Raw genomic sequence first — 2,937 nt, forward strand, 5'->3', positions numbered from 1 at the left:
ACCTCCCACAGCGCGGCGATCGCCTTGTCCATGCCGAGCCTGCGCACGATCGGCTTGCGCACCGGCGGCCCGCTGTTGACGAACCGCGGGCCGTAGAACTCGCCGCCCTTGGCGGCCGGGTCAGTCGCCGCCCGCAGCTGCGACAGCGCGCCGTCGGCGGCGGTCATCCCGGTGCGGCGGGCGGCGAAGAGGAAGAACCGCTGGCTCGCTCCGCCGCCGGTCTCTCGCACGCTGACCGCCTGCAGGTCGGTGTTCGACAGCCCCGGATGCGCGATCAGGCTGGCGGTGCCCGCGCCGCCCCTCTCCAGCTCGCGCTGAAGCCCCAGGCCGAAGTGGAAGTTCGCGAGCTTAGCCTGGCCGTAGGCGCGCCACGGCCGGTAGCGGCCGCGCAAGTGCGGGTTGGCCGGGTCGACGGCACGGCCCATGTGATGCGCCGTGCTGGTCACGGTCACGATCCGGGAGCCGGGTGCGCGCAGCAGCGCAGGCAGCAGCAGGGCGGTCAGCGACCAGTGCCCCAGATGATCCACGCCGAACTGCATCTCGAAACCGTCGACGGTCTTGGCCTCGGGGATCCCCATCACCCCGGCATTGTTGATGAGCAGGTCGATGGTCTCGTGCGCGGCCATGATCTGCCCGGCCGCGGCGCGCACCGACGCCTGCGAAGCCAGGTCCAATGCCACCAGCTCAAGCGCGGCATCCGGCGCGGTAGCGCGGATCTCCTCGACCGCGGCCGCCGCCTTCTCCTGGCTGCGCACTGCCATCACGACATGCGCGCCCTTCGCCGCCAGCTGCCGCGCGGTCTCCAGCCCCAGCCCGCCGTTGGCCCCGGTCACGACCGCCGTGCGGCCCCGCTGGCCGGGGATGTCCGCTGCGCTCCAGCTCACGACGATCTCCATGAGTGAATGTTCATTCGGACACTCCGACGGTACCAGGGACCGCGCGGCAACCTCGGAGTGTCTGCCGCCGCAGCCGGGTTACTATCGCCCGATGAGCGATGAGCTGTTCGTTCCGGAAGACTTCGCGGTACCCGACGGGCTCATAGCCGGGGAATTCCGGCTGGCCCCGCTCGGGCCGCAGCACAACGAGGCCGATTACGCCGCCTGGACGGCCAGCATGGACCACATCCGGGCGACGCCGGGGTTCCCTAACGGCAGCTGGCCGCACGAGATGTCGCTGAGTGACAATCTCCGCGACCTGGAGCGGCACGCACAAGACTTCGCCGAGCGCCGCGGGTTCACCTACACGGTGCTTGGCGCCGGCACCGGGGACGTTATCGGCTGCGTGTACATCTACCCGGCCAGCGGCCATGAGCTTGGCGGCGAGGGCCGGCGGCACGCTTCCGTCCGATCCTGGGTACGCGCCGACTGCGCCGCGCTCGATCCGGTCCTCCACGACGCGGTCCTCGCCTGGGTGGAACGCGACTGGCCGTTTGATTCGATCCAGTACGCGCCGCGGACCTGACCCGTCGGCCTGTAGGACAAACGTTTGCAGCAATCCGGTCTTGTGGCTAGTCAAGCGGCTCCACGGCCCGGCTGACACCCTGGTTTCGGTCCCAGAGAGCCGTACGTGTCGCGTCCGGGCCTTCGGATCGCGTCGTTTGGAGCGGTCGAATGTGACGTTCACCACGCCATTGCCGCGTTATGCAATCCTTTGCAGCGTTACACGGTAGCCTCTGTCAGGTCAGAGCAACGTGACCGGACGCGGGGTACCGGGACTTTCCGCTCAGGGGTCGCCCGGCGAGAGGCTTATCCATGGCATTGCTTTCCCCAAAGGTGATCGCCCAGGTCAGCGGCCGTTCCGCCGGCAATCTCGGGGAGATGTCCTGGGACTGGATCATGCGCGCTGACGGCCAGGTGTTCTACCGGCTTACCGGGGTTAACGGCCGACGGGAACGGAATCCGTGGACCCTGGCGACCCGGCTGCCGACGGCCGAGATGGAAGCCATCCGCGGGGGCAAGACCAGGGCCACCGACGTGCTGGGCGCCATCGTCCGCCAGCACGGGCACCGCGCCGGCCAATAGGCATGGCCGGGTGGCGGCTACGCATGCCCTGCTGGGATGATTTGAACGTGACTACCGCGATCCAGCAGATTCCCCTTCAGACGATTGACGGCTCCGCGGCGACCCTGGGCGATTACCAGGGTGACGTGCTGCTTGTCGTAAATGTTGCATCCAAATGCGGGCTCACCCCGCAGTACGAGGCACTCGAGCGCTTGTACGAGGAGTTCCGCGACCGGGGTTTTGCGGTGCTCGGCTTCCCCGCCAACGACTTCGCGGGCCAGGAACCTGGCAGCAATGAGGAGATCGTCGAATTCTGCACCGGCACCTACGGCGTCCAGTTCCCGATGTTCTCGAAGATCACGGTCACCGGCGCCGGCAAGCACCCGCTGTACGCCGAGCTGACCACCGCGGTACCCCAGGCCCGGGGCGACAAGGAGGCATTCCGCGGCAACCTGCGCGGCTACGGGATGACGCCCACCGAGGACCCTGAGGTGCTCTGGAACTTCGAGAAATTCCTCGTCTCCGCCCGCGGCGAGGTCGTCGATCGCTTTGCCCCGGACGTCACTCCGGATGACGAGCAGATCACCGCCGCCATCGAGCGCGAACTTCAGGCCGGGTAACGACTTCCGCCGGGCGGCGGGACGCGGTCAGCCGCCCAGTCGCACGCGATAAACCCGGCGACATTCGGTGGTCAGCCCGCGATAATGGCCGGCGTGGAGGAGGTCGAGGTCGTCGTCGCCCACAACGAGCGCGCGACCCTGCGCGTCGGTGACGTGTTCCTGAAGATCGACGCTGATCAGACGCGCACCGACGTCGAGGTCGAGGCGATGGCCATCGTGCCGGTCCCGACTCCGGAGGTCCTGTGGCGGAAGCCGCCCGTGCTCGCGCTCGCCGCCCTGCCAGGGACGGCACTCGGCCGCCTCGGCGAGCCGTCGGC

At 68.6% G+C, this 2,937-nt stretch carries 4 protein-coding genes and 1 pseudogene; 4 read left to right on the forward strand and 1 reads right to left on the reverse strand.

Annotated features, from left to right (window positions below; all coding sequences use genetic code 11):
• Positions 1-896: oxidoreductase (locus WA805_RS25240; RefSeq protein WP_425243579.1), on the reverse strand; the 896-nt coding region annotated here is incomplete at its 3' end.
• A 91-nt stretch (positions 897-987) separates the two neighbouring features.
• Here WA805_RS25240 and WA805_RS25245 point away from each other — a divergent pair.
• The 4 genes and pseudogenes from WA805_RS25245 to WA805_RS25260 form a co-directional block, all read left to right on the forward strand.
• The gene (locus WA805_RS25245) at positions 988-1,461 is read left to right on the forward strand and encodes an N-acetyltransferase (protein WP_425243580.1); all 474 of its coding nucleotides are present in this window, start codon (positions 988-990) and stop codon (positions 1,459-1,461) included.
• Between the two features lie 290 nt (positions 1,462-1,751).
• Positions 1,752-2,021, forward strand: a complete 270-nt coding sequence (locus WA805_RS25250) for a hypothetical protein (protein WP_425243581.1) — start codon at positions 1,752-1,754, stop codon at positions 2,019-2,021.
• A gap of 47 nt (positions 2,022-2,068) precedes the next feature.
• Positions 2,069-2,620, forward strand: coding sequence for a glutathione peroxidase (locus WA805_RS25255; protein ID WP_424564609.1), 552 nt, complete (start codon positions 2,069-2,071; stop codon positions 2,618-2,620).
• A gap of 93 nt (positions 2,621-2,713) precedes the next feature.
• Positions 2,714-2,937, forward strand: a pseudogene (locus tag WA805_RS25260) (aminoglycoside phosphotransferase family protein); the annotation flags it as partial.

It is taken from the genome of Trebonia sp., from assembly GCF_049794275.1.
GTDB lineage: Bacteria > Actinomycetota > Actinomycetes > Streptosporangiales > Streptosporangiaceae > Trebonia.

What these genes read in the sequence shown, in the direction of transcription:
- WA805_RS25245 (WP_425243580.1), top strand. Translation starts at nt 988, where the DNA reads ATGAGCGATGAGCTGTTCGTTCCGGAAGACTTCGCGGTACCCGACGGG.
- WA805_RS25250 (WP_425243581.1), top strand. Translation starts at nt 1,752, where the DNA reads ATGGCATTGCTTTCCCCAAAGGTGATCGCCCAGGTCAGCGGCCGTTCC.